We start from the raw sequence: 25,523 nt of genomic DNA on the forward strand, positions 1-25,523 counted from the left end.
GCGGCCGCGCACCGTGCCGAAGTAGTCGAGACCCGACAGGCCGTTCGGGTTGAACACCTGCTGGGCGGCCAGGCCCGTGACGGCCGGGTTGTTGGTGACGAGGGTGAAGCGGTTCCGGTCACGGCCGAAATCGGCGTACTGGGCGTCCGCCTCGATGCCGATCACGACGCCCGAGCCGGGCGTGAACTGGTAGTTGTAGCCGACCTGACCGCCGCCGACGAAGCCGTCGGTGTTGTTGTTGCGGTTCGAGAAGCCCAGCACGGCGGTGGTGCCGGGGGGCACGAGCCCGGTCAGGGCGTTCACGCCCACGACGGTCGGGTTGTTGTTGCTGCCCGTGCCGAAACCGTAGCCAGCGTTGAAACCGGCGTAGAAACCGGTCCAGGTGAAGACCGGCACCGGGGTGAAGACCGGCGGCGGGGCCGCGCGGCGCGGCAGATCGGCCGCCATGGCGGAACCGGCGATAACGATGCCCGCGAGGGCGGTCGCGCTCTTGAGAAGCGACTTCATGGTTCTGGTCCTCTCTACGATGCTCCCGGCCCGCGCCGGCCTAGGCCGGTCGGTCCGCGGAAGCAGTGCCTCGACATATCTCGGCAGCCCTGTGAAAGCTGTGTCCTGGCGACAACGCTGGTGAGTTCACCGCGGCCTTATCGGCGATCTCGCCGCCCGGACTCCCTTGGCTCCTTGCGACGATAACGCCCGCGAATGGCCAAGGTTCACCGCGTTCGGAAAAAATTTCGCCGAACGACGTCCGACGCGCGAGGGTGACCCTGCGAATACGGAATAGCGCCTATGGGTTCAGCGCAATCGCCGACACGAGGCGGCCGTAATCGGGCTCGGCGCGATGCGTGGTGCGCCTGTAGCTGTAGAAGCGATCCGCGTCCGCGTAGGTGCAGAGACCCAGATCCGCGATCGTGCCGACGCCCGCGCGCCTCAGCCGCCCGGCGATGTAGCCGGGCAGGTCGAAGAGCGCGTGGTCGGCCCGGTCCGGGCTCGGCGCGAAGAAGCGGGCGTTGTCCGGCGCGGCCGCGAGGAAGCGGTCGCGGAACTCCGGGCCGACCTCGTAATTCGCGCGGCCGATCGTCGGCCCGAGCACGGCGGTGATCCGCCCGCGCGCCGCGCCGAGGCGCTCCATGGCGTCGAGGGTCGATTCGATGATGCCCGTGAGGGCGCCTTTCCAGCCCGCATGGGCGGCGCCGACCACGCGGCTCTCCGCATCCGCGAACAGGATCGGCCCGCAATCCGCCGTGAGGATCCCGAGGCCGAGCCCCGGCACCCGGGTCGCCATGCCGTCGGCCCTCGGGCGCTCCGGGAAGGGAGCCTCCACGATGACGCAATCCGCGGAATGGACCTGGTAGAGACTCACGAGGGACGCGGGCGCTACGCCGAGATGCGCCGTCATCCGCCGCCGGTTCTCGGCGACCCGGGCCGGGTCGTCGCCGGAGCCCAGCCCGCCGTTCAGCGAGGCGTAGAGCCCCTCCGAGACGCCGCCCTGCCGGGTGAAGAAGGCGTGGCGCAGGCCGGGCAGGGCCGCGAGCGCGGGGGCTTCGAGGTGCATGGGGCGCCTCTCAAGACGGGATCGAGCGGGGAAGCGCCGGCAGGTCCGGCAGGCCGGGACCAGAGACGCCCAAAACCTTAAAGAGCCGCCCCATCCCGGTCGGCGCGTCCTCGATCAGGCGCGCCGCGCCGGCGGCCACCGCCTGGGCGCGCTCGGCCGAGGCCCGACCGGCCAGGCGCTCGGCCCGCTGGGCCAGGCCGAGGGAGAGCAGGAAGTCGCGCTGCGGGATCGGACCGTGCACCGTCGCGCCCGCCTCCGCCGCGGCCCGGGCCAGGGCGCCGAAATCGACGGGCACCGTAAGGTCCGTCTCGCCGGGCGCCGCGAGAGGATCGGCCACGCGGTGGCGGGATACCGCCTGCAGCGTGTCGGTCAGGCCGAGCCGGGCCTCCCCGTAATCGATCGCGATGAGCGCGCCGCTATCACGCGCGAGGCGCCGCGCGAGGGTCCGCATCACGGAGAGCGCCGCGGCGGGGACGGTGAGGACCGCGCCCTCGGGCGCCGGAGCGGCGATGTCCGGAACCGGCTCCAGGTCGAGTCCGAAGGCGAGGCCTTCGCCGTTCCGGTCGAGGCCGATCCGGCGCTCGCACCAGCCCCTCCCCGTCCGCTCGAATTGCCGGACCGGCAGCGCGTCGAAGAACTCGTTGGCGAGGATGAGGGCCGGCCCGGCCGGCAGGTCCTCGACCCGGGTGTGCCAGGTGGGCGCGACGCCGAGGGGCGCGAGCCGCTCGCCCTGCGCGGCCCGCAGCACCGGGCTGGTCTCGACGAGGTGGAGATCGATCGCCACGGCGAAGGCCGGCAGCGCCGCCCGGATCGCCCGCAGCGCGTCGGCCATCAGCGTGCCGCGCCCCGGCCCGAGCTCGACGAGGCGGCAGGGGGAGGGGCTGCCCATGCCGTGCCAGCTTTCCGCTGCCCAGAGGCCGAGGAGTTCGCCGAAGATCTGGCTGATCTCAGGAGCGGTGGTGAAATCCCCGGCGGCGCCGAGGGGATCGCGGGTGGTGTAGTAGCCGAGCCGGGGATGGCCGAGGCAGAGCGCCATGTAGCGCTCGACCGAGATCGGGCCGGTCTCGCTGATCAGCGCCCGCAGCTCGGCCAGGAGGGCGTGCCGCCGCGGGGTCTCCGTCACGCCGAATGCGCCTCGGCATCGGCGGGCCGCTCGCTCAGGCGGGCCCGGGGGAGGGTGGCGCCGCGCAGGGACGCGGCGATCACCACGATCCCGACGATCAGCATCGGGATGCACAGCAGCATCCCCATGGTGATGCCGCCGTTGAGGGCCGAGACCTGCGTCCCGAACAGGAAGCCGAGCTGCGGGTCGGGCTCGCGGAAGAACTCGCAGGTGGTGCGCGCCACCGCGTAGCCGATGGTGAAGATCCCGCCCAGCAGGCCCGGGCGGCGGAAGCCGAAGCGGCGCGCCGCCACGGCCATAAGACAGAACAGGATCAGCCCCTCGGCGCCCGCCTCGTAGAGCTGGCTCGGGTGCCGGGGCAGCGGCCCGCCGGTCGGAAACACCACCGCGTAGGGGAAGTCCGGCGCGGGCCGCCCCCAGAGCTCCCCGTTCACGAAGTTCGCGAGGCGGCCGAAGAACAGGCCGATCGGCACGACCACCGCGGCGAGGTCGAGGAGCGCGAAGGGGCTCAAGGCTCGGGCGCGGGCGAACAGGACGAGCGCCAGCACCGCCCCGAGGAAGCCGCCGTGGAAGGACATCCCGCCCCGCCAGATCGCCAGGATCTCGGACGGGTTCGCCAGGTAGGCCCCGAAATTGTAGAACAGCACGTAGCCGATGCGCCCGCCGAGCACGACGCCGAGCGCGACCCAGACGATCAGGTCGTCGATGTCGGCGCCCGAGGGCCGGCGCACCGGCCCCCAGAGCGAGGCGGCGGCGACGAGGCGCTTGGCGTAGAACCAGCCCCCGACGAGCCCGGCGATATAGGCGAGCGCGTACCACTTGATGGCGATCGGGCCGATCGCGACGGCGACCGGGTTGATCGCCGGGAAGGGAATGGCGAGGAGCGGCGGCATCGGGCCGCACAGGTGGACCGGGTGCGGCTCCCCGTCAACCCGCCACGCCGCCGCGGCGCTCAGGCGGCCGGGGCGCGGCCCGCATTCCCGTCGAGGAAGAGCCGGTAGGCCGGGTTGTCGCTCTCGTCGTGGAACGGGTAGCCGAGTTCCTCCAGCGCCTGCTGGAAGCGCTCGCGGTCGGATTCCGGCACCTGGATCCCGGCGAGCACGCGGCCGTAATCGGCGCCGTGGTTGCGGTAGTGGAACAGCGAGATGTTCCAGACGTGGCCGAGGCTGTCGAGGAACTTGAGCAGCGCGCCCGGCCGCTCCGGGAACTCGAAGCGCAGCAGCCGCTCGTCCGCGAGGCCCGGCACGCGCCCGCCCACCATGTAGCGGACGTGCACCTTCGCCATCTCGTCGTCGCTGAGATCGAGGACCGGATAGCCGAGGGCGGCGAGGCCCTCGATCAACGCCCGCTTCTCGCCCGGCTGGCCCTGGATCTGCACGCCGACGAAGATGTGCGCGTCCGCCCCTTCCGCGATGCGGTAGTTGAATTCGGTGATGGCGCGAGTGCCGATCGCCTGGATGAAGGCCCGGTAGGCGCCGGGCTTCTCGGGGATCGTCACGGCGAGCAGCACCTCCCGCCGCTCGCCGAGTTCCGCCCGCTCGGCGATGTGGCGCAGCCGGTCGAAGTTCAGGTTGGCCCCGCTGTTGATGGCGATGAGCGCGCCGCCCCCGCCCGCCCCGTGCTCCGCGACCCAGGCCTTCAGTCCCGCCACGGCGAGCGCCCCGGAGGGCTCCGACATGGCGCGGGTGTCGTCGAACACATCCTTGACCGCGGCGCAGATCGCGTCGGTGTCGACCGTGACGACGCCGTCGAGATGCTCCCTGCACAGCCGGAACGTCTCCTCGCCGGCCTGACGCACCGCGACACCGTCCGCGAACAGACCGACGCTGTTGAGCACCACGCGCTCGCCGGCCCCGAGCGCCGCCGCCATGCTGGCGGCGTCCTCCGGCTCGACGCCGATGACCTTCGTCTCGGGCCGCAGGAACTTCACCACGGTGGCGATGCCGGCCGCGAGGCCGCCGCCGCCCACGGGCACGAAGATCGCCTCGATCGGCGCCGAATGCTGCTGCAGGATCTCCAGGCCGATCGTGCCCTGGCCGGCGATCACCTCGGGGTCGTCGTAGGGGTGGATGAAGGTCAGCCCCTGCTCCGCCTCCAGGGTCTTGGCGTGCGCGTAGGCCTCGTCGAAGGCGTCGCCGTGCAGCACCGCGTGGCCGCCGCGCGCGCGCACCGCCTCGACCTTGATGGCCGGGGTCGTGCGCGGCATCACGATGGTGGCGGTCACGCCGAGTTCTGCGGCCGCCAGCGCCACGCCCTGCGCGTGGTTGCCCGCCGAGGCGCAGATCACCCCGCGGTCGAGCACGTCCCGCGGCAGCCCCGCCATCTTGTTGTAGGCCCCGCGCAGCTTGAAGGAGAAGACCGGCTGCAGGTCCTCGCGCTTGAGCAGCACCGCGGCGCCGAGCCGCGCGGAGAGCCGCGGCATCCGGTCGAGGGGGCTCTCGATGGCCACGTCGTAGACGCGGGCGGTGAGGATCTTCCTGATGTAATCGTGCACGGGACGGGTCCGGATGGCGGCGGGACGGGACCCTGCCGCAGAGGCGCCCCTTACCGGGTTTCGCGCCGGGAGGCGAGCGCGGCCGTTGTTTCAGGTCACGCCGCGCGAGATCCACTTGGCGACGAGCGGCCCGGTGATGATGACGACGAGGAGCCGCAGGGTCTGCACACCCAGGACGAAGGAAACGTCCGCCTTCGACCCGACGGCGATGATCGCGACCGAGTCGAGGCCGCCGGGGCTGGTGGCGAGGACCGCCGTGAGGAGGTCGATCGGCCGCAGGAAGGTCAGGCCCCAGGCCCACAACCCGCAGAGCGCGATCAGCGCCAGGGTCGCGGCGAGGACCCCGGGCAGGGCCGTGATGGTCGCCCGCACGGTGGCGCGCGTGAAGCGCAGGCCGACCGTCCACCCGACCGCCGCGTAGGCCAGGGCGAGGAGCCAGTTGGGAAGGCTCATGCTGGCGAGGCCGGTCGCGTGCAGCGTCGCCCCGACGGCGAGCGGCCCGATCATGGCGCCGGCGGGGATGTTGAGCCAGCGCCCGAGCGTCGCCCCGACCGCCGCGACGGCGAGGGTGAGCAGCACCGCCAGCGGCTCCGCCGCGCCCACCGGGGCCGGAAGGGCGCCGGTCTCCGGAACCGCGAAGACCCGGGCGATGACCGACATCGTCAGGACCACGCAGGCGACGCGGAGATACTGCATGTAGGCGACGAGGCGCGGATCGGCCCCGTACTCCTCGGCCATCGCCACCATCGCGGAGGCGGCGCCAGGCGAGGAGCCCCAGGCGGCCGTGGTGCCGGGCAGCAGCCGCAGCCGGGTGAGCAGCCAGCCGACCGCGGCGCTCGCCAGCACGGTCACGCCGACCACCGCGAGCATCAGCGGACCGTCCGCGACCAGGGTCTGCACGATCGAGGCATTGACGGCATGCGCCACGAGGCAGCCGATCAGCGCCTGCGCGGCCAGGAAGCCGAGGCGCGGGACGCGGATGCGCGCTCCGGTGACTCCGAACGCGATCGCGGCGAACATCGGTCCGAGAAGGAGCGCGGCCGGGAAGCCCGTGCCCGTGAAAAGCGCCGAGAGCGCCGCCGAGGCGGCGACGAGCCCGACCCATTGCGGGATCGGTCGTGCTGCGGAGCGGCGGAACTGGAGAGCGGCGGACTTCATCGATGATCCGGGCATGACCACGCTGCCGTTTAGAGCATGGGGCGTGCAAAACGATGTCCGCGCCGGCAGGCGCTGGGACATGGCAGCCCCGCGCTCAGAGCAGATCCCCGAGACGGCCTTTGCGCTGCCGACATGGGCGCTTCCGCGACCTCGCGAGACAGAGCCTCTACCGCAGCATGACGCAGCGGCATGAGGGAGGGCGCGACGATGCGGAGCAGGCCATTCGGGTGGCGGTGGATCGTTCGGGAGTTCCGCCTGCGCAAGGGCCACACGGCCCTCCTCGCCGCGCTCATCGGGCTCAGTTATTGGACAGGGCTGATCTTCCCGGTCGCGCTGCAGCAGATCATCGACGCGATCGTAGCGGGCCGGGTCGATGGATGGCTCGTCGGCCTCGCAGCTGCGGCGATCGCTGCCATCGCGACAGAGGTGGGAATGGAGTGGCTCCGCCGACGCGTCAATGCGGGCCTCACGCTCTTCATCGACAGGCGAATCTCGCGCCGGATCTTCTGTCACCTGATGCGCATCCGGTTCGACGGAGCCCAATCGCAGGCCGGCGACCTCCTCGCCCTGTTCGACGAGCGGGAGAGGATCTACGAGTTCGTCCTGTACACGGCGCCGATCCTGATGGTCGACATCGGCGGCGCCGCGGTCGGGCTGGGCCTCGCCTACGCCTATGACGTGGCGTTCGGAGCGACGCTCACCGCCGCGCTTCCCGTCGTCGCGATGATTGGCCGACGGCGAGGGGCCGGGATGGAGGACGCCTACGACGTGCAAGTCGGCGCGAAGGCGGCGTATCAGGGCGTTGTCACGGAGACGGTCCACGGGCTCCCGACGGTCAAGGCGCTGGCCATTGAGGGAGAGCGGGTCCGGCGGTTCGAAAGGGCGAGCGCCGCGCTCTCGCGCGCCAACCGGAACGTCTCCGTCGCGGGGATCCGCTACAATCTGCAGAGCCAAATCATCGCCCGGGGCGTCACGCTCGTCGTGACCGGCATCGGCTGCTGGCGGCTCTACCAGGGCGATCTCACGGTCGGCGGCCTGCTCGCGCTGCAGGTCATCACCGGCCGTATCACCAGCCCGATCTCCCATCTGGGACTGTTCCTGGAGCAAACGCGGAAGGCCAACGTCGCCGTGCGCCGCATCGCGGCCTTCTTGGCGCAACCCTCCGAGCGGGCGGAGAAGCAGCCGCCGCGACGCCAGTTCGACGAGCACGGCATCGCCATCACCGATCTCTCGCTCACCTATCCCGGCGCGGCGCGGCCAGCCCTCGACGGGATCAGCCTGACCTTGCCGCCGCGGGGCGTCGTCGCCATCGTCGGGCGCAACGGGTCCGGCAAGTCGACGCTCATGCGGATCCTGCTCGGCCTGCAGCGGGATTATGCCGGCCGCGTGGAGATCGCCGGTGGCGAGGTGCGCGACTACGATCCGCGCTGGCTGCGCTCCCGCATCGGGACGGTGGACCAAGAGACGATCCTGTTCTCCGGCACGGTGCGGGACGTGGTGTCGACGGGGCGGCACCACGAGGCGGCGATCCGGGAGGCGCTCCGCTTCGCCGGCGCCCTCGACTTCGTCGAGGCGCTGCCCGGCGGCCTCGACGCGCCGCTCGGTGAGAACGGCCGCACGCTGTCGGGCGGCCAGCGGCAGCGCCTTTCCATCGCCCGCGCCGTGCTGCGCGATCCGGCGATGGCGATCCTCGACGAGCCCACCGCGTTCCTCGACCCGGAGGCCGCGCTGGCCTTGGAGCAGCGTCTCGCCGCGTGGGGCCGCGACCGGCTGCTGCTGCTCGTGACGCATCACCTCGCGGCGGCCCGCCAGGCCGCGACCATCGTCGTTCTCGACGGAGGGCGCCTCGTTGGGACCGGCACGCACGAGGCTCTGCTGACCACCGTGCCGGTCTATGCCTCGCTGTGGGCCGACTACACCCGCTCCGTGAAGGCCGAGCCGGCCGCCCTCATCCCCGCTTGAGCCCGGGCTCCTTTGGCCCCGCCGCAGGGATACGTCGCGGCGGGAGCCTGGGCGCGGAAGAACGCGGCGAGCTGCTCCATACCGTCCCCCCGCGGGTCGCTCGCCCGCCAGGCCAGCGCGATCACCCGGTCCGGGCCGTCCTCGCCGAAGCGGCGGCAGACCGTCAGCCCGCTCGGATCCGGTCCGGCGGGCGCCGCGAGGGCCGGAAGGAGGGTGTAGCCCGCGCCCGCCGCCACCATCGAGCGCAGCGTCTCGAGGCTGGTCGCGTGCCGCCCCGCCGTCCCCCCCGCCCCGCAGGCCGCGAGCGCCTGGTCGCGCAGGCAGTTGCCCTCGTCGAGGAGCAGGAGGTCCGGCCCGGCGAGGTCGTTCGCGCGGGGCGGGTCGCCCGCCGCGAAGGCGTGGTCGGACGGGCAGGCGAGCAGGAAGGGCTCCCGGAACAGCGGCGCGACGGTCAGGCCCGCTTCCGGGATCGGCAGCGAGATCAGGGCCGCGTCGAGCCGGCCCTCGCGCAGGCCCTCGAGAATGCCGGCCGTGCGGCCCTCGCTGAGGGCGAGGGAGAGCTGCGGGAAATCCTGCCGGATCTGGCGCAGCACGTGCGGGAACAGGTAGGGGCCGAGCGTCTGGATCGCCGCGAGCACCAGCCGGCCCGACAGCGGCGCGCCGTGCCCCTCGTGAGCGAGGAGCACCAGCCGCTGCGCCTCCGCGAGGACGGCCCGCGCCTGCCGCACCACGGCCTGGCCGGCGGGCGTCAGCAGCACCCGGCGGTTCGTGCGCTCGAAGATCGTGATGCCGAGCGCCTCCTCCAGCTTGCGCACCTGCACGCTCAGCGTCGGCTGGCTGACGGCGCAGCGCTCCGCCGCGCGCCCGAAGTGATTTTCGTCCGCAACGGCAACGACGTATTCGAGATCCCGGAGGGACAGGGCGGCGGCATTCATAGGCCGCGTCTATCACAGCTTTCGCAACGATGCATTGGCCCCGGGGCGGGCCGCGGGTCCATAGGTCCGACCGAGAACGGTTCGAGGGTGGTTGGGCTTCAGGTCTTCCATCCCTATCTCGGTCGTGCTCGCGCGGCAGCGGCGTCCTCGAGGGCGCGGCGCCGCCCATTCGATGGCGAGAGGAGGCTTCATGAGCGATCAACGCCCGATCCTGACGACGCGTCAGGGCCACCCGGTCCGCGACAACCAGAGCCTGCGCACGGTCGGCGAGAGGGGCCCGGCGACGCTCGAGAACTACCAGTTCATCGAGAAGATCACGCATTTCGACCGCGAGCGGATCCCCGAGCGCGTCGTCCACGCCCGCGGCGCCGGCGCCCACGGCTACTTCGAAGCCTACGGGAAGATCGGCGACGAGCCGGCCTCCAAGTACACCCGCGCCCGCGTCCTCACCGAGACGGGCGTGAAGACACCGGTCTTCGTGCGCTTCTCGACCGTGGCCGGCGCCAAGGAGAGCCCGGAGACCGAGCGCGATCCGCGCGGCTTCGCGGTGAAATTCAAGACGGTCGAAGGCAATTGGGACCTCGTCGGCAACAACCTCAAGGTCTTCTTCATCCGGGACGCCATCAAGTTCCCGGACATGATCCACGCCTTCAAGCCCGACCCGGTGACCAACCGCCAGGAGGCGTGGCGCTTCTTCGACTTCGTGGCGCAGCACCCCGAGTCGATCCACATGGTCACCTGGCTGAAGTCGCCCTGGGGCATTCCGGCGAACTACCGGGAGATGGAGGGCTCGGGCGTCAACACCTACAAGCTGGTCAATGACCAGGGCGAGGCGGTGCTCTGCAAGTTCCACTGGATCCCCAAGCAGGGCGTCCGGAACCTGACCTCTCAGCAGGCCTCCGAGATCCAGGCCAAGGATGTCGGCCACGCGACGCGTGACCTCTACGACAACATCAGCAAGGGCAACTTCCCCGAGTGGGAGTTCGCCGTGCAGATCATGCCGGACGGCCCCAACGATCACCTGTCGTTCGACCCGCTCGACGACACGAAGCGCTGGCCCGAGGATCAGTTCCCGCTGCTGAAGTGCGGCCGGATGGTGCTCGACCGCGTGCCGGACAACTTCTTCGCCGAGGTCGAGCAGTCGGCCTTCGGAACCGGCGTGCTCGTCGACGGGATCGACTTCTCGGACGACAAGATGCTCCAGGGCCGGACCCTGTCCTACTCGGACACGCAGCGCTACCGCGTCGGTCCCAATTACCTGCAGCTGCCGATCAACGCGCCGCAGCCGGGCGTGAAGGTCTACTCGAACCAGCGCGACGGCCAGATGACCTACCAGGTCGACGGCACCGGCCCGAACAAGCACATCAACTACGAGCCGAGCACGCTGGCAGAGGGCCTGCGCGAGGCGCCCAAGCCGGCCAAGGACTACCACCAGCCGGTGAGCGGCAACCTCGGCCGCTACCAGACCAGCCGCGCCGAGGACGACTACGTCCAGGCCGGCGAACGCTACCGCTCGTTCCAGGATTGGGAGCGGGAGGACCTGATCGCCAACCTCGTGGGCGATCTCAAGCAGTGCCCCGAGCCGATCCAGCTGCGGATGGTCTGGCATTTCTGGCACGCCGACGAGGATTACGGCCGGCGCGTCGCCGAGGGCGCGGGCATCGATCTGGAGAAGGCGAAGGCGCTGCCGCCGCTTCCCGGCCGCGCCGCGCCGGGCAAGCGCCTGACCGCCGAGACCTACACGGACGGGTCGCAGGCCCACCGGGTCGCCGCCGAGTAAGGTCGTCGCCTCCTCTGACCCGAACCCAGCCCCGCCCGGACCGTCCGGGCGGGGTTTTTGCTGGGTCGCGCGGGCGAAGGCCCTGCGGATGCGAGGTGGCGCGGTGCCGGGCGGCGGCGATCGATCCTCGCGGCGGCAACAGCGTCACGCGTGGTCGGCGCAGGATGCGGGCGCCTACGCGCGCCGGAACCGCCACGCCACGCTCGTTCCGTCCGTGACGTCGAGGTGGAGTACGATCTGCTCCGTGCGCCGGGCGCCGTTCGACGCGGCGAAGAACACGCTCTCCTCGATCACCGGGTCGACGCTGTCGGCCTCGAACAGCCAGGTCTCGTCGCCCGCCCCCTGCAGGCGCACGGCGCGGCCCTCGCGGGAGACCCGCAGGGACGGGTGGAGGTGGAAGCGGATCGCCGCCTCGACCGGGCGGCTGGTCGGCCGGGCGCGGCCGCCCGGCGCCGGCCTGCGGAAGGCGTCCTCACCCTCGACGCCGCCCCCGCCCGGCGGCACGCGCCAGCGACGCTCGTGCACCAGCCCGAGGGTCGGGAGGTAGCCGTCGTGGCTCGCGGCAAGGACGAGCGTCCCGTCCGGAGCGGTGCCGCGCTCCACCGGCACCCGCGCGGGCCCGCGCAGGATCACCGGACCGAGCCGGTGCCGCAGCCACGCGGCGATCGGGTGCGCGAAGCCGCGCCCCGGCGGGTTGAGGAAGCGGCAGGACGAGGCATTGCCGAGGGTGACGGTGGAGTGCGCCGCCGTGGTGCGGGAGAGCTGGCGCATCTCCTCGCCGCTGGCCGGCATGCCGCAATTCACCACCAGCCGCTGCGCGCCGCTCGACAGTTCGAAGGACAGGCAGCCGGCCCCCGCCAGGGTCGCGTGGGCCAGGGGCGGCGCCGGGCCGATATCGGCCACCAGCAGCGTCGTCCCCGCTTCGAGCCGCGCGTAGCCCGTGTGGGGCGCGTGGGTGAGCGGGCGGGCGAGCGCCCCGTCGTAGATGAGCAGGGTGGCGAGCTGATCGGCCTCCGTCGCGCCCATCCCGTTATGGTGGCCGAGCGAGGCGTCCCCGTGCCGCAGCAGCCGCAGGAAGGGCAGCATCCGGTCGATGGCGACGAGAAGGGCCTCGGGCGGAGCGATGTCGCGGCTGAGGAAGCTCTGGCGGAGCGGCAGCAGGTCGAGCAGCACCTCCTGCACGATCGCCGGGTCGCGGCTGACGTGGCCGCCATCGGCCAGGATCTGCCGCCCGAGTTCCCGGACGAGCAGCCGGGTGCCGCGGCGCAGCACCGGCTCGAACCCGTCGCAGCACAGCCCAGCATAGGTCAGGGCCACCGCGGCGGCGAGGCGCTGGCGCGGCGGGACGCCGTGGCGCAGGGCGGCGTCGAGGCGGCGCACGCAGCGTCCGATCCCCCTCAGGAAGGCTTGGTAGAAGCCGTGATCGGCGCCCTCCAGCACCAGCGGCGACTGGCTGAGCAGCGAGATCAGGCGCCGGGCCGCCACGTGCGGGCGGTCCGCGATCTCGCGGTCACCCCGGCCCGCGAGGTAGTCCTGCACGAAGGCCCGGGCGTTGGATCGCGCGAGCGCGCTGTCGGCGGCGCTGAGATGGCGCAGCCAGCCGAAGCCGTAGAGCGCCTCGCCCCATTCGAGGGAGGGCGGCGTGAAGTCGAAGGGCGAGCGCCCGCCGGTGGCGAGCGCCCGGCCGGCGAAGACGAACAGCCCGGCATAGATGTCGCCCGCGAGCGTCGGGTCGCTGGTGCGCAGGTCCTGGGGCGCGATGACGAGGCCGCTGGGCCGCAGGCGGGCCACGGCCGAGGGGACCGACGCGACGTGCAGCAGGGCCGAGCGGGCGGACCGGCCGATCTCACGCCCGACGAGCCGGTAGAAGCGCCAGCGGTCAGGCCCCCAGTGCACGCCACCCCCCGAGGTCCCCGCGCGGCGGCGGGTCAGAACTCAACCATTGGTGAAGGAGACCGGCGCCGTCAAACGGCGCGGCCGCGCTTGTGAACAGGAACGACTCACGCCGGGCGACGCACGAACCGCGCGGCGAAGAACCCGTCGAGGCCGCCCCGGCCGCCCGCGGTGGCCGGCCATTGGCAGGGGAGGGTCCGCAGGTCCCCCGCCGGGCCGAGGAGATCGGTCTCGCCGGCGACCTCCGCGGGCGCGACCGGAAGGCGCGCCATCTCCGGGTGCCGCGCCAGGAAGGCCTCGGCCTGCGCCTCGCCCTCCTCGGGCTCCAGCGAGCAGGTGCAGTAGACGAGCCGCCCGCCGGGCGCGAGCAGGCGCGCCGCCTTGTCGAGGAGCTTCGCCTGGAGGGCGGCGAGGCGCGGCAGGTCGCCCTCGCGCTTCGTCCAGGCCACGTCGGGGTGGCGGCGGATCGTCCCCGTGGCGCTGCAGGGCGCGTCGATCAGCACCGCGTCGAACGGCTCATCCTCGGGCAGGCTCAGCGCGTCGGCGGCCCGCGTCTCGGCAGAGAGGCCGAGCCGCGCGAGGTTCTCGCGCAGCCGCCGCAGCCGCGCCTCGGAGCGGTCGACGGCGAGGACCGCGGCTCCGGCGGCCGCGAGCTGCGCGGTCTTGCCGCCCGGCGCCGCGCAGAGATCGGCGACGCGCTCGCCCGGCCGCGGCGCGAGCAGGCGGGCCGGCAGGGCGGCCGCCGCGTCCTGCACCCACCACGCGCCCTCCGCGAAGCCCGGCAGTTGCGGCACCGGCGTGCGGGCCTCGTCGAGGCGCAGGGACCCGGTCGGCAGCAGGACGGCGCCGAGCCGTTCCGCCCAGGCCTCCGGCTCCGCCCTCACGGAGAGGTCGAGGGGAGCCCCGCGCAGATGCGCGGCCGCGATGGATGCGGCGGCCTGCGCCCCGTAGGTCGCGGTCCAGCGCCGGGCGAGCCAGGCGGGCGTGCCGAGGCCGAGCGGGTCGGCGTCGCCCTCCCGTCGGATCGCCTCCTTCTCCCGGGCGACGCGCCGGAGCACCGCGTTCACGAGGCCCGAGAGGTGGCGGAGCTGCGGTTCGCCCTTCACGAGCCGCACCGCGAGGTCGACGGCGGCGTGGTCCTGGGTGTTCAGGTAGAGGATCTGCGCCGCGCCGGTCGCCAGGACGGCGAGGAGCTTCGGCTGGTCCGCGGGCAGGCCTTGGGCCAGGCGCGCCGCCAGCGCGTGACGGATCTCGCCCAGGTGGCGGAAGGTCGTGGTGGCGATGGCGCGGGCGAGCGCGAGGTCAGGCCCGGACAGGCTGGCGCGGGCCGCCGCCGGGTCGAGCACGTCGTCGAGGGCGGTGCCGGAGCGCGCGCCGAGCAGGTCCGCCACGGTGGCGACGGCGAGGCGCCGCGCCGGCAGCCCGGCGGTCCGGTCCTCTTGTCGATCCTCTCGCACCTCGTCCATGAAGCTGCCGCATCTCCCGCCTTGACGGCGCGTCGGACCCCCTCCACCTCCGGGCGAGGAGCATCGACGCGCGAGGGGCCGGACGTGACACCGTGCCGGCCCGGATGCAAGCGGGAGAAGGATCATGGACGAGAGCGGGACCCCCGAGAGCCCGGACAGGGCCCTGTCGCCGGCGGCGCGGCGCGCGCTGGCCGAGGCGGAGGCGCGCCGGGCGGAGATCGACGCGCGGGCGGCCGAGATCCGGCGTGCGCGGGAGATCGACGGCCGCGGTGGCCTCGAGCCGGTGCGCTACGACGACTGGGAGGTGAAGGGCCTGGCGACGGATTTCTGAGCGCCGCCCGACGGGGAACAGGCGGCCGCGGCCCTCCGTTGCCGACCGGCAGGTCCTGGAGGCAGCGATGGCTGAGACGACGATCAAGAAGGTCTCGGGCGAGACCTCGCCGCACGGTGCGCAGGGCGAGCGCTACCTCGCCTCGGGCAAGCGGGTGGCGATGCGGCTCTGGGAGGAGGAGCCGCCGACGGAGGGCAAGGCCGCCGTCGCCCGCGACTACGAGACGGTCGGCTACGTGATCGCCGGCCGGGCGGAGCTCGAGGTCGCCGGGCAGACGGTGCGGCTCGAACCCGGCGATTCCTGGCTCGTCCCGGCGGGGGCCGAGCACACCTACCGGATCCTGGAGACCTTCACGGCCGTCGAGGCCACGTCGCCGCCCGCGCAGGTGCACGGGCGGGACGGCTGAGGGCCCCCGCGTCGCCTCACCGGGTCACGATGACCGGCGTGCCCACCGCGACCCGGGCGAAGAGATCCACGACGTCCTGATTGTACATCCGGATGCAGCCGTAGGACGCGAAGGTCCCGATCGAGCCCGGGCGGTTGGTCCCGTGGATCGCGTACTCGCCCCGGTCGAGCGTCAGCGCCGCCGCGCCCATCGGATTGTGGGGCGAGCCGCCGGCGATCACGTCGGGCAGGCGGGGATTGTCGCGCTTGACCTCGCGGGGCGGCGCCCAGGCCGGCTGCACGTACTTGCCGTCGATGGTGGCCGTGCCGGTCCACTGCTTCCCTAGCTTGCCGACCGCGACGGGGTAGCGGATCGCCGTGCCGTCCCCATTCACGTAGTAGAGCCGCCGCTCACCCGTATGCACCACGATGCTGCCGGCCGACACGCCGGGGTCGAAGACGACGACCTCGCGCGCCGCGGCGTGGCCGCACGTCACCGCGGCCGCGGCGGCGATGGCCGCGGCCCATCCACTCTGCCTGATCATCCCTGTGGTCCTCGAACGTGACCATTGAAGCGGGACGATAATTCGCGGCCAATCCTGACGTTCCGGTTGGCGAAGATGCTTGCCCGGGGGTGAACGCGCCCCCTCTCCGACGCAGCCTTAACGCCGGGTGTCCGCGGCCCGCCAACAGGGTGACGCCGCGTTGACATGCGAACAGAAAGTGAACAAATTCGTATCCGTCCACAGGAGGCTCGGGATGCGGACCTATCGGTTCCACTGCACCAACGGACTGGAATGCGTGCTCGACGGGTCCGGGCAGCGCCTGCGGCCGGGCGAGTCCGTCGCGGCGCGGGCGCGCGCGGTGGCGGCGGACGTGGCGCGGCACGGCGGCGACTGGTCGGGCTGGAGCGTCACCGTCCACGACCTCGCGGGGCGGCAGGTGCTGGTCGTGCCCTTCGGCGCCGGTCCGGCGCTCGCGCTCGCGGCCTGACGGGGAACCTCCCCGAGACGAAGCGAGGCTCCGGGAGGCCGGGCGCCCGAGACGTCCCTGGCGGACGCGTCGTTCCGTCCAGCGAACGACGCCTCGGGCTTCGCGGGGCTCAGGCCGAGCGCAGCAGCGGGGGCGCCGGCACGGCGATCGGGGCCGGCGGCCGATCCTGCGCCACGATCACGTCCGGCACGCCGCAGGATTCCGCCAACTCGTAGAGGGCGATGAGACCGGCATCGTCGGGCGGCGCGTTCGACGCGATCACGACCGCATCCACCCAGGCGCAGGCGGCCTCGATCAGCGACAGCGCCGCGTCGTCGCCCGACCGCGCCTCCAGCGTGCAGAGAACCCAGTCGTAGGCCTGGCCGAGGGCGTCGAGGGCGATGCCGAGGGCCTTGCGCTCGGTGAGGAGAATGTCGGTGCCGAGCGTGCCGAGGCCCACCTGGTGGAGCCAGGAGCCCTCGTCGCCCCGGATCGCCGTGCCGAAGCTGGCCTCACCCGCGACGACGTCGCTCAGGCCGTCACCGTTCTCGGCGACGGGACCGTCCATCCGGACGAGGACGGCCCGGCCGGTCCGCGCCAGGGCCCGGCCGACGGCGAGGGCGATCGCGCCCGCCGCGGCGCCGCTCTCGATGACCAGGATGCGCCGTCCTCCGCCTGCGCTCTCCACGGTGCCGAGGCGCGCCACCAGGGCGTCGAAGTCGTAGCGGTTCCCGCCGGTGCCGGAGGCGACCGGCGCGCCCTGTTCCGGAAGCGGGGAATCCGGCGCCCGATCGGTCGCGGTCACGACTGGGGTACCGGGCTCGATCAGCACCTCCTCCGGGACCTCGTCCGGGTCGGCCGTGCCGCGCCGCAGGAGCGGGGCTTCGTCCGCCGGTGCGGCGGGCTCCTGCGGGAGGATGGTGCGCGGCGGATCCGTCGGGAGCACCGCCGTTGCGGCGCGGGGCGCCGCGGCATCGGCCGCGCGGGATCCCGCCTCCGCCGTCGGCGGCACGATGGTCGGGCGGCGGCGACCGGCGCCCTGGGCGCCGTCCGGGTCCGCGGCGATCAGGCTGCGGGTCATCACGGCGCCTGCGGCGAGGAGGAAGGCGATGGCGGTCGTGAAGCCGATGATCGGGAGCTTCTTGGGGAAGGACGGCGTGTCCGGGACGATCGCCCGCGACACCACCCGGGCATCGGGCGGCGCGGCGCTCTCGGCGTCCCGCGCAGCGGCCTCGCGGTAGCGGGCGAGGTAGGATTCGAGCTGCTCGCGCTGCACCTTCGCCTCGCGCTCCAGCGCCCGCAATTCGACCTCGCTGGCATTGCCCTTGGCGACGAGGTCGCGCTGCGCGTCGACGGCGGCCCGCAGGCTCTCGACGCGGCTCCCAGCGATGCGGGCGTCGTTCTCGAGGATGCGCACGGTGCGGTCCGCGGCCGACCGGATCTGGCCTTCGAGGTCGGCGAGCTGCGCCGTCAGCTCCTTCATGCGGGGATGCTGGGGCAGGAGGGTACGGCTCTCCAGGGCGAGCTGCGCGCGCAGCGTGATGCGCTGCTCCACCAGCCGGCGGATCAGCTCGTTGTTGGCGACGTCCGGGATCTCGAAGGCGCGCCCGTCGCGGATCATGTCCCGGATGAGCGTGGCCTTGGCGCCGGCATCGACCTGCGCGGCCCGGGCCTGGGTCAGCTGGGTGGAGAGTTCGGTCAGCTGCTGCGCGACGAGCGGCTGCGGCCCGCCCGCACCGCCCGCGCCCCCGACGAGGCCGTTGCGCGCCCGGAAGACCTCGACTTTCGCCTCGGCCTCCGCCACGCGGCCGCGCAGGGTCTCGACGTTGGTGCCGAGCCAGCTCGACGCGTAGCGCGCGGTGTCCACCTTCGCCGCCGCCAGCGAGGCGAGATAGAGGTCGGCGATCGTGTTGGCCCCGCGCGAGGCGAGGTCGGGATCGCGGGACCGGAACTCGATGGTGAGGATGCGCGACTTGCCGGCCGGATAGACCAGCAGGCGGTCGAAGTAGCGGTCGAGGATGCGGTCCTCGGACTCGCGCTCGAGGGGATTGGGCATGAGCCCGACCATCACCAGCACCTGCTGGAGCGGACCGATGCCCTCGACCATCGGATCGAACTCGCTGTTCCCCACGAGGCCGAGGCGCTTGATCGCCTCGCGGGCGAGATCGCGCGACATCACCACCTGGACCTGGCTGGCCACGGCCTGCTCGTCGATCGGCGGCGCCGCGTCGCCGCGCTCCTGCTGGGGGCGCGTGAAGGCACTGTCGCGGCTCTCCAGCAGCAGCTTCGCCTCGCCGGTGTAGCGCGGGTTCACGACCTGCACGAAGACCAGGGCGGCGGCCATCGCGGCGAGCGTCGGCAGCAGGATGGCGAGCCAGTGCCGCCGCAGGAGGCGGCCGAGATCCCCGACGGCCAGACCGTCCACGCTGGATGCGCGATCGGCGCCGGTCGGCCCGGCCGCCCGGCCGCCCACGGAAAAATGCGAAACAGCGGAGGTCGCGCGGAGCATGCGGGCCGTCTGCGATGCGAGGTATCGGGCGGATGGCGGAGCCGTCCGGAACACGATCAAAACTGATTAAGGTTGAAGCCCGGTAAATTTCCCGGCGGCTTGACTGGTCATGGAGTCCAGGCGTGGCGCTCGCATCGAGTGAGCATTCATTAACCATGATCGCTTAGATCTTGGCCGTCGGACGCACTTGGCGCAAAGCAATGAATCGACGCGTTTTCCTGACCGGTCTCGCGACCAGTGTGGCGCTCAGCGGCTGCATGCAGCCGGAGTTCCGCACGGATGCCCTCGACGCGGCCGCCACCGGCTCGATCGGGGCGCAATACGCCCTCGCGGCCGGGGACCGCCTGCGGGTGATCGTCTTCGGTCAGGACAACCTGTCGAACCTCTACGCCGTCGACGGGGGCGGGCGGATCATCATGCCGCTGATCGGCCCCGTGCATGTCGGCGGGGGCACCACCCTGCAGGCCGCCCGGAGCATCGAGGCGCGGCTGCGCGACGGCTTCGTGCGCGAGCCGCACGTGACGGTCGAGATCGACCTCTACCGGCCGTTCTTCATCCTCGGCGAGGTCACGACCTCGGGCCAATACGCCTACGTGAATGGGATGACCGTCGAGACCGCGGTCGCGATCGCGGCCGGGTTCGGGCCGCGTGCGGCGCGCAACTACGCGATCATCACCCGCCAGACCCGCAGCGGACCCGTCTCCGGGGCCGTCCCGATGAATTATCCGGTCCGTCCCGGTGACACGATCCTGATCAAGGAGCGGTGGTTCTAGCGCAGCGCCGGATGGCGCCTCAGGCGAACGCTGCTCTGGGGCAGGCTCCGGTGAGATCGAAACGCGGAGCCTGGATTCGCTCCCGGGTTCCGAGGCATTCGCCACGACGAACCAGCGGCCTCGTCCCCGGACGATGAGCGCGGGAGCCCTCCGCGCGGCGGCGATCGACACGCCCGCTTAACCACCGGCCGAAGCTTCCCCGCCCGGTGACCCGCGTTTAACGCCCCGGCGACCACCGCCGCCTCAGAACAGACCGGCGTGGAACCCGCACCCGACCGTCCCGGGCGGGCGGACGGCCACGCCTCGGGAGAGGTTCGTGGCGCTTCCCCAACTCCGCTTCGTCCCGCCGGCGCCGGTCGCCGACACCGCGACGCAGACCGCACCCGCGCAGGGGGAGCGGATCCTTCACGTCTTCCGGGCGCCCGTCGGCGGGTTGTTCCGGCACGTCATGGACGTCGCGCGCCTCCAGGTCGCCGCCGGCCACGCGGTGGGCCTGTTCTGCGATTCGAGCACGGGCGGGGAGCGGGCCGCGGCCGTGCTGGAGGGCCTCGCCCCGCAGCTCGCCCTCGGCCTCACCCGCGTGCCGATGCGGCGCAACCCGCATCCGCTCGACCTCTCGGCCCTCGCCCGCCTCCACGGCCTCGTCGGCCGAACGGCGCCCACCGTGCTCCACGGCCACGGGTCGAAGGGCGGCCTCTTCGCCCGCACGGTCGTCGCGCCGCGCCGCGTGGCCGATCCGGTTCGCGCCTACACGCCGCACGGCGGCAGCTTCAACTACCGGCCCGGCACCGTGCTGCACCGCCTCTACATGAGCGCCGAGGCGGTCCTCACCCGGCGCACGGATGTCTTCCTGTTCGAGAGCGCCTACATCGCCGGGCGCTACGGCGCCTATGTGGGCGAGACCGACCGGCTGATCCGCGTCGTCCAGAACGGCATCGACGGCGCCGAATTCGCGCCCATTCCCCTGGCCGAGGATCCCTGCGACTTCGTCTATATCGGCGAGTTGCGCCAGGCGAAGGGCATCCCGGTGCTGTTCGATGCGCTGGCGCGCATCCGGACCGCGCTCAACCGGCGCATGACGCTGCTCGTCGTCGGGTCCGGCCCCGACGAGGCGAAGCTGCGCCAGCGGGTGCAGGCGCTCGGCCTCGACGACGTCGTCCGCTTCGAGCCGCCCCAGCCGATCCGCGCGGCCCTCTCCCGCGGTCGGATCATGGTGGTGCCCTCGTTCGCGGAATCGCTCCCCTACGTCGTGCTGGAGGCCGCGGCGGCGGCCCAGCCCCTCGTGGCCACCAATGTCGGCGGCATCCCGGAGATCTTCGGCCCGGCCGCGGGCGTCCTGGTGCCCCCGCGCGACGTGGAGGCGCTCGCCGCGGCGCTCCTGCGCAAGATCGACCAGCCCGAGGAGGTGCGGCGCGACGAGGCGGCGGGCCTGAGCGCGTTCATCCGCAGCCGCTTCTCGATGCAGCGCATGGCCGACGGCATCCTGGACGGCTACGCTGCGGCGCGCGAGCGTCGGCCGGTTACTCAACCCGGCGTCATTCCGTTAAGCCTTCCGTGACCACTAGTTGCTAAAAGTCGGGGGGTCGGACCGACCCGGCGCGGAACCCCGCCGCGGGCGGTCCCTTGACGGCGAGGGCCGCTCCCGGCCCCGCCCGCGGCGCCGGGCTCGGTCCGGACGGGCCGGCCCAGCAGCCGCAGGATGCACCCGAGAGACGCCCGATGACCGCGTTCGACGTCCGCGACATCCTGAAGAGCGCAGCCTCCCAGACGGCGGATCCCTCCGCGCGCCGGCCGATGCCGCCCGCCGAGAACCTCCTCGCGCCGCGCCAGGGCGGGCCGCTCTCGCCCGTCGTGCTCACCGGCTGCGTCCGCGCGGCGGAGGTGGTCCTCATCGCTGTTACTGGCATCGTCGCGCAGGTGGCGATCCTGCACGACGTGGTCCCGCTGCAAATCGGCTATCTCACCACGATCTTCGGCATCGCGGCGCTCAACCTCGCGGTCCAGCAGGGTGCCGGAACCTACGGGATCCGGGCGTTCCGCAAGTTCTTCCATTCCGCCCTGCGTGTCGCGCTCGGCTGGTCGCTGGTCTTCCTGCTCGCCGCGGCGATCCTGTTCTTCGCCAAGCTCGGCGACCACTATTCGCGCCTGTGGCTCGGCAGCTTCTACCTGTCCGGGCTCGCGCTGCTGGTGTGCGGCCGGCTCGGCCTGTCCCTGGCGGTCAGCGAGCAGCTCCGCCGCGGGCGCTTCGACCGCCGCACCGCCGTGGTCGGGGGCGGGGAGGCCGCGGAGGCGCTGATCCGCGCGCTGGAGAGCCAGCCGGAATCCGGCATCCGCGTCGTCGGCGTGTTCGACGACCGCACGGACGGCCGCTCGGGCGACGTCGTGGCGGGCTACCCGAAGCTCGGCACCGTCGCCGATCTCGTCGCGTTCGCGCGCAACACCCGCCTCGACCTGATCGTCTTCACCCTGCCGATCTCCGCCGAGGCGCGCATCCTCCAGATGCTCGCCAAGCTCTGGGTGCTGCCGATCGACATCCGCCTCTCGGCCCATGCCAGCAAGCTGCGCCTGCGCCCGCGGAGCTACTCGTATCTCGGCTCGGTGCCGGTCCTCGACCTGTTCGACAAGCCGATCGCCGACTGGGACGTCGTGGTGAAGGCGGTGTTCGACCGGGTCGTCGGCACCGCGATGCTGGTCGCCTTCGCGCCCGTGATGCTGGCGGTGGCGGTGGCCGTGAAGACGACCTCGCGGGGGCCGATCCTGTTCCGCCAGAAGCGCTACGGATTCAACAACGAGCTGATCGAGGTCTACAAGTTCCGCTCGATGTACGTCGACCAGAGCGATGCGGGTGCGGCCAAACTCGTCACCAAGGGCGATCCGCGGGTGACGCCGGTCGGTCGCTTCATCCGCAAGACGTCGCTCGACGAACTGCCGCAGCTCTTCAACGTGCTGAAGGGCGACCTCTCGCTGGTCGGGCCGCGGCCGCACGCCCTCCAGGCCAAGGCGGCGAACACGCTGTACGATCAGGTCGTCGACGGCTACTTCGCGCGGCACAAGGTGAAGCCGGGCCTGACCGGCTGGGCGCAGATCAACGGCTGGCGCGGCGAGACCGACACCAGCGAGAAGATCCAGCGCCGCGTCGAGCACGACCTCTACTACATCGAGAACTGGTCGGTGTTCTTCGACCTTCAGATCCTGGCGATGACGCCGTTCGCGCTGCTCAAGACCGAGAACGCGTATTGAGGCGACGGCGGCGCCCGCCGGCTCGCGCCCGAACGGGGCGGTGAAGCGCGGCGGCTTCGACGTCTTGACGCCGTGACCGCGAGCGGACATGCTTATCAGATGACCTTCTGCAGTCACGCCACGGGCGGTGCGCTCCGCCTGCGAATTCGACGCCCGGCCTGATCGTTCAGGCCGGCTTCAATTCGACCTGTGCGTGAACGATCAGGCGCTCTCGGCGCCGTCGAAGGTCTCCCATCATGTCCGCGAACGACGCGATGCTCCATCTCCTCTGCGGCAAGATCGCTGCCGGCAAGTCGACGCTCGCCGCGCGGCTGGCGGATCGACCGCGCTCGATCCTCGTCAGGGAGGATCAGTGGCTGGCGAGCCTCTATCCGGGCGAGCAGACGTGCCTGGCCGATTACGTCCGGAACACGACCCGGCTGCGGTCCGTGATGGGGCCGCACCTGATCGCCATCCTGCAGGCGGGTCTCTCCGTCGTGCTCGACTTCCCGGCGAACACGCCGGAGAGCCGGGCGTGGATGCGGGGGATCATCCGGCAGGCGACGGTCTCGCACCAGCTCCACCACCTCGACGTGTCGGACGAAACCTGCCGGGCGCGGCTCCATCGCCGCAACGCGAGCGGGGCGCACGAATTCCACGTCAGCGACGAGGAGTTCGACCTGTTCACGCGCTACTTCGTGCCGCCCCATCCGGACGAGGGGTTCGACGTGGTGGTTCATCGCGCGTAGGCCGTGGTCGCCGGCCTGCCACGGGCGTCCTCGCCGGACGTCCCGCCGTTCGAGACGCCCGCCCCTCCCTGACGCGCGCGGCGGGGAGGGGCGGGCGGCTGCGGGTCAGTGCGCGTGCGCGGTGGCGGCGCCGATGCCGGTCTCCGAGCGGACGTACTGCGCCTCGAAGCTCTCGCGCTCGCGGCGGGCGCGGGCGCTCGCATCGACCTTCGAGATCGCCCAAATCGCCAGGAAGGCGATCGGCATCGAGAACAGGGCCGGGTTGTCGTAGGGGAACAGCGCCGCCGGATGGCCGAAGGTGGTGACCCAGACGGCCTTCGACAGCACCACCATCGCCACCGCGGCGACGAGGCCGATGAGGCCGCCGATCAGCGCGCCGGTGGTGGTGGTGCCCTTCCACAGGATCGACATCGCCAGGACCGGGAAGTTGCAGCTCGCCGCCACCGAGAAGGCGAGGCCGACCATGAAGGCGACGTTCTGATTCTCGAACACGTAGCCGAGATAGATCGCCACGAGGCCGATCACCACCGCCGCCGCTTTGGACAGGTTCACCTCCGTCCGCTCCGTGGTGCGGCCGCGGGCGAAGACCTGCGCGTAGAGGTCGTGGCTCACCGCCGAGGCGCCCGCCAGCGTCAGCCCCGCCACCACCGCCAGGATGGTCGCGAAGGCCACCGCCGAGATGAAGCCGAGGAAGTACGGCCCGGCCACAGCGTTGGCGAGGTTGACCGCCACCATGTTGGTGCTGCCGTTCATGCCGGTGAGCTTGTCGTAGGTCCCGTTGGCCGCGACCTTGAAGTAGCTCGGATCCGACATCAGCAGGGCGATGCCGCCGAAGCCGATGATGAAGGTCAGGATGTAGAAGTAACCGATCAGGCCGGTGGCGTAGAACACCGACTTGCGGGCCGCCTGGGCGTCCGACACCGTGAAGAAGCGCATCAGGATGTGGGGCAGGCCGGCGGTGCCGAACATCAGGCCGATGCCGAGGGAGATGGTGTCGATCGGGCTCGACACCGGGCTCCTGGGATTGTTGCTCGGCCCCATGATCGAGTCGCCGTTCGGGTGCACGCTGGCGGCCGCCGCGAACAGCTTCTCGGGGCTGAACCCGTACTTGTAGAGCACGGCCCCGGCCATGAAGGTCGCGCCCGCGAGCAGCAGGCAGGCCTTGATGACCTGCACCCAGGTGGTCGCCTTCATGCCGCCGAAGGCGACGTAGACGATCATCAGGACGCCGACGATCACCACCGCGTAGAGGTAGGGCAGGCCGAACAGGAGCTGGATCAGCTTGCCCGCGCCGACCATCTGGGCGATCAGGTAGAAGGCCACCACCACGAGGGTGCCGGTCGCCGACAGGATGCGGATGCGGGTCTGGTCGAGGCGGAAGCTCGCCACGTCCGCGAAGGTGAACTTGCCGAGATTGCGCAGGCGCTCGGCGATCAGGAACAGCACGATCGGCCAGCCGACCAGGAAGCCCGTCGAGTAGATCAGGCCGTCGAAGCCGAAGGTGTAGACCATGCCGGAGATGCCGAGGAACGACGCCGCCGACATGTAGTCGCCCGCGATCGCCAGCGCGTTGGTGCCGGCCGAGATGCCACCGCCGGCGGCGTAGAAGTCGGCGGCCGACTTCGAGCCCTTGGCCGCCTTGTAGGTGATGCCGAGCGTGAAGAGCACGAAGAACAGGAACATGCCGATCGCCGGCCAGTTCGTGGCCTGCTGCTGCACGGCGCCGAGGTCGGGGCCGGCCGCGAGGGCGGCGGCGGGGAGGAGCAGCGCGAGGGCCGCGAGAAGGAGGCGGTTCATCGGGCGAGGTCCCGGTTCAGGTCGCGGGTGAGGTCGTCGAAGCGGCCGTTGGCGCGCTGCACGTAGATGCCCGTGAGGGCGAAGGCCGAGAGGATCACCAGCACGCCGAGCACGAGCCCGAGCGAGATCGTGCCGCTGACCTTCGTCGCCATCAGGCCGTGCGCGAAGGCGACCAGCAGGATGAAGCTGAGATAGATCCCCAGCATGATGGCCGACAGCAGCCAGCTGAAGCGGCTGCGCTCGGCCACGAGTTCTCGGAACCGTGGATTGTCCAGGATGCGCGATGCGTCCGGTCCGGACATGGCGATGACCTCCCTCGCTATCGGTTGCACGCGGCCGCCGCTCCTGCCGGATTTCGCGCCGGAGAGCGCGCGCCGCGCGTGTCGTCTTTGGATCGACGTCCCGGTGCAGGCTTTGGCCGAA

At 72.0% G+C, this 25,523-nt stretch carries 21 protein-coding genes and 1 pseudogene; 9 read left to right on the plus strand and 13 right to left on the minus strand.

Translation table 11 applies throughout. The features are described 5' to 3' along the window. The 6 genes and pseudogenes from ACW9J6_RS24985 to ACW9J6_RS25010 all read right to left on the minus strand — a co-directional run. A pseudogene (locus ACW9J6_RS24985) lies at positions 1-507 on the minus strand (porin family protein); the annotation flags it as partial. A 280-nt stretch (positions 508-787) separates the two neighbouring features. Next, complete coding sequence (pgeF, locus tag ACW9J6_RS24990; protein WP_457115278.1) at positions 788-1,555, minus strand: peptidoglycan editing factor PgeF; 768 nt, start codon at positions 1,553-1,555, stop codon at positions 788-790. A 10-nt stretch (positions 1,556-1,565) separates the two neighbouring features. Further along, complete coding sequence (locus ACW9J6_RS24995) at positions 1,566-2,678, minus strand: class I SAM-dependent methyltransferase (RefSeq protein ID WP_457115277.1); 1,113 nt, start codon at positions 2,676-2,678, stop codon at positions 1,566-1,568. Then, positions 2,675-3,571, minus strand: coding sequence for a prolipoprotein diacylglyceryl transferase (gene lgt, locus ACW9J6_RS25000; protein WP_457115276.1), 897 nt, complete (start codon positions 3,569-3,571; stop codon positions 2,675-2,677). The genes ACW9J6_RS24995 and lgt overlap by 4 nt, the downstream gene beginning before the upstream one ends. A 59-nt stretch (positions 3,572-3,630) precedes the next feature. Further along, the gene (gene ilvA / locus ACW9J6_RS25005; RefSeq protein WP_457115275.1) at positions 3,631-5,172 is read right to left on the minus strand and encodes a threonine ammonia-lyase, biosynthetic; all 1,542 of its coding nucleotides are present in this window, start codon (positions 5,170-5,172) and stop codon (positions 3,631-3,633) included. Between the two features lie 90 nt (positions 5,173-5,262). After that, on the minus strand, positions 5,263-6,330 hold the full coding sequence (locus ACW9J6_RS25010; protein WP_457115274.1) for an AbrB family transcriptional regulator: 1,068 nt from the start codon (positions 6,328-6,330) through the stop codon (positions 5,263-5,265). 207 nt (positions 6,331-6,537) lie between these two features. On the opposite strand from ACW9J6_RS25010, the gene ACW9J6_RS25015 reads away from it, so the two are divergent. Then, positions 6,538-8,292: a peptidase domain-containing ABC transporter gene (locus ACW9J6_RS25015; RefSeq protein ID WP_457115273.1), complete on the plus strand. Its 1,755-nt coding sequence runs from the start codon at positions 6,538-6,540 to the stop codon at positions 8,290-8,292. Here the strand turns inward: ACW9J6_RS25015 and ACW9J6_RS25020 are convergent. Next, positions 8,244-9,227, minus strand: a complete 984-nt coding sequence (locus ACW9J6_RS25020) for a LysR substrate-binding domain-containing protein (RefSeq protein ID WP_457115272.1) — start codon at positions 9,225-9,227, stop codon at positions 8,244-8,246. The genes ACW9J6_RS25015 and ACW9J6_RS25020 overlap by 49 nt on opposite strands. 190 nt (positions 9,228-9,417) lie before the next feature. On the opposite strand from ACW9J6_RS25020, the gene ACW9J6_RS25025 reads away from it, so the two are divergent. Then, the gene (locus tag ACW9J6_RS25025) at positions 9,418-11,007 is read left to right on the plus strand and encodes a catalase (protein WP_457115271.1); all 1,590 of its coding nucleotides are present in this window, start codon (positions 9,418-9,420) and stop codon (positions 11,005-11,007) included. Between the two features lie 174 nt (positions 11,008-11,181). Here ACW9J6_RS25025 and ACW9J6_RS25030 read toward each other — a convergent pair whose 3' ends face one another. Then, complete coding sequence (locus ACW9J6_RS25030; RefSeq protein WP_457115270.1) at positions 11,182-12,903, minus strand: heparinase II/III family protein; 1,722 nt, start codon at positions 12,901-12,903, stop codon at positions 11,182-11,184. Between the two features lie 104 nt (positions 12,904-13,007). Beyond that, positions 13,008-14,366: an RsmB/NOP family class I SAM-dependent RNA methyltransferase gene (locus ACW9J6_RS25035; RefSeq protein ID WP_457115269.1), complete on the minus strand. Its 1,359-nt coding sequence runs from the start codon at positions 14,364-14,366 to the stop codon at positions 13,008-13,010. Positions 14,367-14,490: 124 nt separating this feature from the next. On the opposite strand from ACW9J6_RS25035, the gene ACW9J6_RS25040 reads away from it, so the two are divergent. Together ACW9J6_RS25040 and ACW9J6_RS25045 are read left to right on the plus strand one after the other, a co-directional pair. Further along, a complete protein-coding gene (locus ACW9J6_RS25040) occupies positions 14,491-14,697 on the plus strand; it encodes a DUF1674 domain-containing protein (RefSeq protein ID WP_457115268.1) in 207 nt (68 codons plus the stop codon). 67 nt (positions 14,698-14,764) lie between these two features. Further along, entirely contained in the window at positions 14,765-15,103 is a 339-nt protein-coding gene (locus ACW9J6_RS25045; RefSeq protein ID WP_457115267.1) for a cupin domain-containing protein, read from the plus strand. Positions 15,104-15,119: 16 nt separating this feature from the next. Here the strand turns inward: ACW9J6_RS25045 and ACW9J6_RS25050 are convergent, their stop codons facing one another. Beyond that, positions 15,120-15,626: a L,D-transpeptidase gene (locus ACW9J6_RS25050; protein WP_457115266.1), complete on the minus strand. Its 507-nt coding sequence runs from the start codon at positions 15,624-15,626 to the stop codon at positions 15,120-15,122. 214 nt (positions 15,627-15,840) lie between these two features. Between ACW9J6_RS25050 and ACW9J6_RS25055 the strand changes: the two genes are divergently transcribed. Beyond that, on the plus strand, positions 15,841-16,074 hold the full coding sequence (locus tag ACW9J6_RS25055) for a DUF6894 family protein (RefSeq protein ID WP_457115265.1): 234 nt from the start codon (positions 15,841-15,843) through the stop codon (positions 16,072-16,074). Between the two features lie 109 nt (positions 16,075-16,183). On the opposite strand, the gene ACW9J6_RS25060 is transcribed toward ACW9J6_RS25055, so the two are convergent. After that, positions 16,184-18,562, minus strand: coding sequence for a GumC family protein (locus ACW9J6_RS25060; RefSeq protein WP_457115264.1), 2,379 nt, complete (start codon positions 18,560-18,562; stop codon positions 16,184-16,186). Positions 18,563-18,762: 200 nt separating this feature from the next. Here ACW9J6_RS25060 and ACW9J6_RS25065 point away from each other — a divergent pair, with 200 nt between their 5' ends. The 4 genes from ACW9J6_RS25065 to ACW9J6_RS25080 all read left to right on the plus strand — a co-directional run bounded on the left by ACW9J6_RS25065 (position 18,763) and on the right by ACW9J6_RS25080 (position 23,303). Further along, positions 18,763-19,335 (plus strand): polysaccharide biosynthesis/export family protein, encoded by a 573-nt coding sequence (locus tag ACW9J6_RS25065; protein ID WP_457115263.1) that lies wholly within the window; start codon positions 18,763-18,765, stop codon positions 19,333-19,335. 316 nt (positions 19,336-19,651) lie between these two features. Next, entirely contained in the window at positions 19,652-20,893 is a 1,242-nt protein-coding gene (locus ACW9J6_RS25070) for a glycosyltransferase family 4 protein (RefSeq protein WP_457115262.1), read from the plus strand. A 161-nt stretch (positions 20,894-21,054) separates the two neighbouring features. Then, positions 21,055-22,575 carry an undecaprenyl-phosphate glucose phosphotransferase gene (locus tag ACW9J6_RS25075; protein ID WP_457115261.1) on the plus strand — a complete coding sequence of 507 codons (1,521 nt, stop codon included), beginning with the start codon at positions 21,055-21,057 and terminating at the stop codon, positions 22,573-22,575. Between the two features lie 236 nt (positions 22,576-22,811). Continuing rightward, on the plus strand, positions 22,812-23,303 hold the full coding sequence (locus tag ACW9J6_RS25080; RefSeq protein WP_457115260.1) for an AAA family ATPase: 492 nt from the start codon (positions 22,812-22,814) through the stop codon (positions 23,301-23,303). Positions 23,304-23,408: 105 nt separating this feature from the next. Here ACW9J6_RS25080 and ACW9J6_RS25085 read toward each other — a convergent pair whose 3' ends face one another. Further along, on the minus strand, positions 23,409-25,100 hold the full coding sequence (locus ACW9J6_RS25085) for a cation acetate symporter (protein WP_457115259.1): 1,692 nt from the start codon (positions 25,098-25,100) through the stop codon (positions 23,409-23,411). Beyond that, positions 25,097-25,402, minus strand: a complete 306-nt coding sequence (locus ACW9J6_RS25090) for a DUF485 domain-containing protein (RefSeq protein WP_457115258.1) — start codon at positions 25,400-25,402, stop codon at positions 25,097-25,099. The genes ACW9J6_RS25085 and ACW9J6_RS25090 overlap by 4 nt, the downstream gene beginning before the upstream one ends. Between the last annotated feature and the right edge of the window lie 121 nt (positions 25,403-25,523).

The sequence above is a fragment of the Methylobacterium sp. JK268 genome (assembly GCF_054052225.1).